The 6,000-nt window shown below is 65.4% G+C and carries 2 protein-coding genes and 2 pseudogenes; all 4 read right to left on the bottom strand.

What is annotated here, in order from left to right:
• Positions 1–39 precede the first annotated feature (39 nt).
• Positions 40–2,751 carry a family 78 glycoside hydrolase catalytic domain gene (locus VEZ38_RS09595; protein ID WP_324893134.1) on the bottom strand — a complete coding sequence of 904 codons (2,712 nt, stop codon included), beginning with the start codon at positions 2,749–2,751 and terminating at the stop codon, positions 40–42.
• A gap of 48 nt (positions 2,752–2,799) precedes the next feature.
• Positions 2,800–4,305, bottom strand: a complete 1,506-nt coding sequence (locus tag VEZ38_RS20630) for a glycoside hydrolase family 2 TIM barrel-domain containing protein (RefSeq protein WP_414694694.1) — start codon at positions 4,303–4,305, stop codon at positions 2,800–2,802.
• Positions 4,306–4,554: 249 nt separating this feature from the next.
• Positions 4,555–4,881 (bottom strand): annotated as a pseudogene (locus tag VEZ38_RS20625) (hypothetical protein); the annotation flags it as partial.
• A gap of 78 nt (positions 4,882–4,959) precedes the next feature.
• A pseudogene (locus tag VEZ38_RS20620) lies at positions 4,960–5,376 on the bottom strand (glycosyl hydrolase 2 galactose-binding domain-containing protein); the annotation flags it as partial.
• Between the last annotated feature and the right edge of the window lie 624 nt (positions 5,377–6,000).

Below are 6,000 nucleotides of genomic sequence, written 5' to 3'. Positions count from 1 at the left end.
GGCCGGGTAGCGGCTTGCCTCTTCGTTTTTCGAAGCGCGTCAGTTCGTGAATCGGTGTTTCCCCGGTCCGACCTCGATCCGCTTCGGCTCCGCGCCGTCGACCGGACGCGGCAGCCGGACGACCGCCGTCGCTCCTTGGGGGATCTCGATCTCAAGCGTTACGCGCCCGCTCTCTTTCCGCCAAGCCGAAACGAGGCGGCCGCGCACCGTGTCGATCGCCGCCTCGACCCAGTCGAGCTTCGCCGGCACGCTCGGCGCGATCTCGACTTTCGCGTAGCCCGGCTCCAGCGGACGAATCCCCGCCAGCCTTGTGTAGAACGAAGCGCCGATGCCCGCGAACATCGCGTGATCGTGCGAATGCATGCCCCCCTTAAAGCTCCATTGCTCCCAGAGGGTCGTCGCCCCTTGCTCGATCTGATAGCCGAAGCTCGGGTAATCGGTGCGGGTGAGCAGCTCGTACGCCAAGTCGATCCGTCCGCCGTCGGCCAAGACGTCCATCAGGTACCGCGTGCCGTAGATGCCTGTATCCAGACGGTTCCCCTTCGCCGCGATCGCGTCAATGAGCCGGTCGAACGCTTCGCCCGCCGCCTCTTCGAACGCCAAGCCGTACGCGAGCGGCAGCAGCTGCGCCGTCTGGGTGCCGTCGCCGTAGACGCCGTTCCCTCGGTAGAAGCGGTCGTGGGAGGCGCGGCGGATCTCGTTCGCGTGCGCTTCGTAGCGCGCTTGCTCCTCCGCGCGGCCGAGCGCCCCGGCCGCCTCGGCGACGACCGCGGTTTGCCGATAATAGAGCGCCGTGTTGACGATCGCGACCTCGCGGAAGTAGTTTTCCCAACCGTCGTCGTTCGGCGGACACCAATCGCCGAAGCCTTCCGTCACGATGCCGTCCGGCCACTTGGCGGCCAGATGATCGATATAGCTCTTCATGGATGCATACTGCTTCCCGAGCGTGTCCGCATCGCCGTAATGCCGATACAGATGCCAAGGCAGCGTCACCTTGTCGCCGCTCCAATCCGGGTTCGACAGGCTGTCTTCGACGTCGCCGAGCCACTTTCGATAATAGTCCCGCATGCCGAAATTCAGCATCGCCGTCTCCTCGACGACCGCGGAATCCATCATGCACGGCGTCCGCTCGTCGCGCTGGCAGCAATCCGTCGGGATCGTGACCAAGTTGTTCAGGATCGACCACCGCAGATTGCTTTGGATGCGTTCGACGAGCGGGTCGGCGCAGCGGAACGATCCGTCGATCGTCACGTCCGCGCGAATCGGCACCGCTTCGATGCGGAGCGTCTGCGCCTCGATGGGGTCGCCGCTCGCCTCGACGTATCGGAAGCCATGGTACGTAAACCGCGGCTCGTACGTCTCGATGCCTTGCCCGTGCAGGATGTACACGTCCGTCGCCCGCGCGTTCCGGTTCGTCCACGGGTCGATGTTGCCCTCGGCGTCGATCAGCTCGCTGTATCTTAGCGTCAGGCGGTTTCCTGCGGCGCCTTCGACGCGCACGCGGGCCCAGCCCGCGATATTTTGGCCGAAGTCGTAGACGGCGACGCCCGGGCGCGGACGCAGGACGCGCGTCGGCGCGAGAGGCTCGAAGGCGCGGACCGGCGGCTGCTCGTTCCGCTCCGGGACGCCTTCCGGCGCCGGGGCGAGGATCGCCGGAGACCAGTCCGCGGCCGCCGGCTCGTAGGCGTACGTGTCCCAGCCCTCGAGCGCCGACGCCCGCCGGCCGTCGAACGTCTCGCCGTCGTAGATGTCGTTCATCAGCAGCGGACTGTCCGCCGTCAGCCACGTCTCGTCCGTTCCGATCCGGAGCGCGGAGCCGTCCGCCAGCGTCATGTCCAACTGCAGCAAGGCCGCTTTCTCCCGCTTCCACTTCCAGCCCCATCGGGAGTAGTTCATGTTATACCCGTTGCCGAGCCACAGCCCGATCGCGTTGCCCCCTTGCCGCAGCGCCGACGTCGCGTCATACTCGTCGTACAGCATTCTGCGGCCATAAGGCGTATTGGCAGGCGCGAGCACGCGATCGTCCAGCTTGCGCCCGTTGACGCGCAGCTCGTACCAGCCCGCCGCATAGACGCGAACCGTCGCGCGGACGACGTCCGACGGCGCGACGAACGCCCGGCGGAACAACGGGCTGTCCGCGGATACGGGCGCTTCGCAGAGGGCGAGGATCCCCTCCTCGAGCCGAAGGCCGCTGCCCGTCGCGTCGACGGCGCCGGCGGTGAACTGCAAGCAGCTCGGGTCGTAAAACCGATTCACGTACAGCGCGCGGCCGTCTTCGGCGAAGACGCGAAGCTCGCGGAACACCGCTCGCCCGCGTTCGCCGGTTCGGAATCCGATCGTTCCCGGCGGCACCTCGGACGCGGGCGCGGTTGCCGTCAACGCCAATCGCCCGTTCACATACAGCCTTAAGGCGTCGCCTTCGTGCGCGATGCGCGCCGCCGCCCGGGCGGGCGCGGCGGCGAGCTCGGGCGCCGCCGCGCGGCCGCGCTCCGTCCGCGCGCCGTCCTCGACGGAATAGAAGGCTGCTTCGCCTTCCGCCGCGCGGAGCTCGCAGCCCCAATAGCGCCGGTCGTCCCTGACGCCGAACAATACATGCGCTTCTCCGGCTTCGATCGCGACGTCGGTCTCGAGCGCGATGCGGCTCCAAGCGCGATGGTCCGGCTGCGCCTTCGCGATCCAGCGGGCGTCCCAGCCCGCCGTTCGGTCATGCTCGGCACGTCCGTTATGGTTTGCGTAATTTGCGTTCGTCAAAGTCGCTGATCTCCTCTCGTGCGCGTACCGCGAGTCTCCGCCTGCCGATTACGCCGACGGCGCCGTCCGCGGCGCGTTCCAGGCGCAGAGCGTCAGCGCGCCGAGCGCGGCGGCCTCGCCCGCCTCGAAGCCGATCCGACGCTCCTCGCCCGGCTCCAAACCGAAATCGTTGTCGTCCAAGTAGCAGTCCCAGTCGTCGGGGAACCCTTCCACCGTAACGCGCACCGCGGGCACCGAGCCGACGTTCCGGACGCGGATCGCGCCGCGGCTCCCTTCGCGCTCGATCGACCACTCTAGCCGGGTTTCCGGCAGGCGCCGCAGCGGCGCGTCCTCCAGATTCGCGTACAGCGCGAACGCCTTCGCCGCCTCTTCCCCGGGATATTCGTTGTCGTTATGCGTATGGCTCCGCTCGAACGCAAGCAGCACCTCGCTCTTCGGCTGGGCATTGAACCAATACCACTGGTCCGAGACGAGCGAGCCGTCCGCCGTCCGCAGCGCGACCGCGAGCAGGAACGGTTGAATCGCTTCGGCGCCCGGAAGCGCGAGCGAAAGCTCGCCAAGCGCGACCGTGCGGTTCGCCTCCAGCGTCAAGCCGTCGTACCGCTTCGTCGCCAGCGCTTCGAGCGAGCTCCCGTATACCGTCGCCGATACGCTCGCGCCCGTCAGCGGGAACGACGTGTCGTTGGCGACGTGCAGCGCCGCAGCGAACGTCTCGCCTGCCCGCCACCCCTCGTACCGCTCGAAGGTCGCGAACGCGGCGCGCGGCCGGCACACTTGGAGCGCCCGGTAATAGCTCAGCTTCGGCGTTCCGTAGAAGTCGACGACCGCCCAGGAGTGGCCCGGGAACAGATCGGAAAATTTGTAAAACCAAAAGCCCGTCTTCGTCTTGCCGGCGCCGGCGCGCTGCACGTCCGCGGTGAAGCGGATCGACTCGCCCTGCGCGGTTTGCGAATAAGCGATATATTCCTCCCAGCCGCGGATCGGACCGTAGGCGCCGTATCGCATCGCCTTAATCGGATCCTTCAAGCTGAACTGATGGAAGTGAGCCAGCCACCCGCGGCTCTCCTCCGTCGGCGGCCACTCGGCGAGCGCTTCCTCCGGCATGTACCGCAAGACGGACGACCGGTTCGTCATGCTCGGAATGCCGTATTCCCCGTAGAAGACGGACGGCATCGCGAGCGTCGCCGCGTCGAGAGGCTCCCCAAAGTGGTAGACGTGCCAATTATGCACGCTGCCGCCCCACGGGTCGGTGCGATGATACGGCCGCGACGGATCGAAGCCGCGGCACCGGCGTCCGACGAGGAACAACCCCTCGTCCGCGCCGCCGTGCGGCCCGTTTTCGTTGCCGCCGCCCCACATGACGAGCGAAGGATGGTTGCGCAGACGCTTTACATTCGCCGTGACTTGACGGTCGAGCACGCCGAGGTCCGTGTGCGGCGAATCGATCGGTCCCCAGCACAGCGGGAATTCCTGATACACCATAATGCCCTTCTCGTCGCACAGGCGGTAGAAGATATCCGACTCGACGATTCCGCCTCCCCAGGCGCGCAGCATTTGCACGTTGCCGCGCCGCGCCAGCTCGAGCATCCGCTCGTATTTCGCTTCGTCCTGCTCGAGCATCGGATCCGGCCAGCACCAGTTCGCGCCCTTGATAAACATCGGCACGCCGTTGACGACGAATTGCCAGCGGTAATCGGTCTCCTGCGGCGTATCGTCGAGCGGCAGCATCTTGATCGTCCGCACCCCGAAGTCGGCGGAGACGCCGGCCGCATCGATCGGCCCCTCGGCCGCGTCGGCCGCGCGCGCGCCGAGCGTCAGCGTGTACAGCGACGGATCGCCGTATCCGACCGGCCACCAGAGCGCAGGATTCGGGAGCGCCACCTCGGTGCGGAACCGATTGCGCCCGTACGCGACGTCGACCTCGTTGCGAAAGCGTACGACGTCGCCCGACGCGTCTCCCTTCCCTCGAATTTCGCCTTCGATAACGATCGCGGCGCGTTCCGCCAGCGCGCTCGTCAGCGTATATTCGATCACGAGCTTCGCTTCGCCCGCGTCGATCGACCGCGTCGCGACGAACGGGTCGACGACGGCGACGTCCGGCTCCGCGCGTACCCAGACGTCTTTCCAAATGCCTAAAGAAATCAGATGCCCGTAGTGCCAGCCGAAGCCCGGACTGCCCTTAAGATACCCGTTCCACGATTCCGGCGCCTGATCGATGCGGACGACGAGCTCGTTCGGCGCATCGAACCTGGCAAGTCCCGTAATATCAAGCTCGGGACCTCCGAACATCCCCTTATGATGGCCGAGCGACGCCCCGTTCAGGAACACCGTCCCGGAATAGTCGATGCCGTCGAACCGAAGCGTGAGCCGCTTGCCGCGCCACGGCGCCGGCAAATCGAACGACTTGGCGAACCACCAATCCTGCCGCTCGACGCGCGTCCGACGGAACCAGACCGGCCGCTCCTTCGGCTCGCCGTGCGTGTCCAGCTCGTCGATCGTATTCGTGTTCCAATGCGGATCTTCCAGCTTGCCGAGCGTCACGAGCGCTTTCTGCACCGTCGTCGGCACCTGCACCTCGTCCCAGTCTCCGCGCTCGGCGCCCGGAGCGTACCACTTCTCCGCCATCCCCAGGCTGTCCTTGCCCCTGCGGCCGAACCAGCCCGTCGACGGCGCGGGATCGCCCGGATCGGCCGGATCGGCGCCCTTCATCCGCCATACGCCGGAGAGGCACAGCGCCTCCGGTTCGCCGGCGGACGCCGGCCCTTCGGACGGCAGCGCCGCCGCCGCTCGGTACGGCAAGCGGCTCTCCGCCTCGATCGCCGCATCGCCGTGCAGCGAGGACCGGCGGTACGCTTCGTCCTGCGCTTCGTCAAGATAGCGCTTCCCCGCGATCGGTCGGTAATACGAAATATCCAAAGAAGAATTCGTCATGATAAAGTCCTCTTTTCGCATAATGAAATTCGTCGTTACTGTCATTATCGAACGATTCCTTTTCGAAGTCAATTATATTTTATTGTTTTATATCGTTTGTTGTTAACGGTGACGTGTTCGGCATTCTCTCAACAGAAAGACTCGTCGCCTCGGAACGACCGTCAGCTTCGCAACCCCCTATTCCCCGAAAACGAACCCTCCCCCGGCAAGCACATCCTGCCATGTGCAATCATTTTATTGTTTTATTGCTACGTTCGATAACATAAGTTAATATTTAGTTGAATTTGATACCATACAACAATAAAAAGGAGATACTCC

Source organism: Paenibacillus sp., assembly GCF_035645235.1.
Taxonomy (GTDB): Bacteria; Bacillota; Bacilli; order Paenibacillales; family YIM-B00363; genus Paenibacillus_AE.
This window is presented reverse-complemented; position numbering and strand designations above follow the sequence as displayed.

Coding starts and splice junctions, on each gene's coding strand:
- VEZ38_RS20630 (WP_414694694.1), bottom strand. CDS start 4,305: ATGCTGCGCGCCTGGGGAGGCGGAATCGTCGAGTCGGATATCTTCTAC.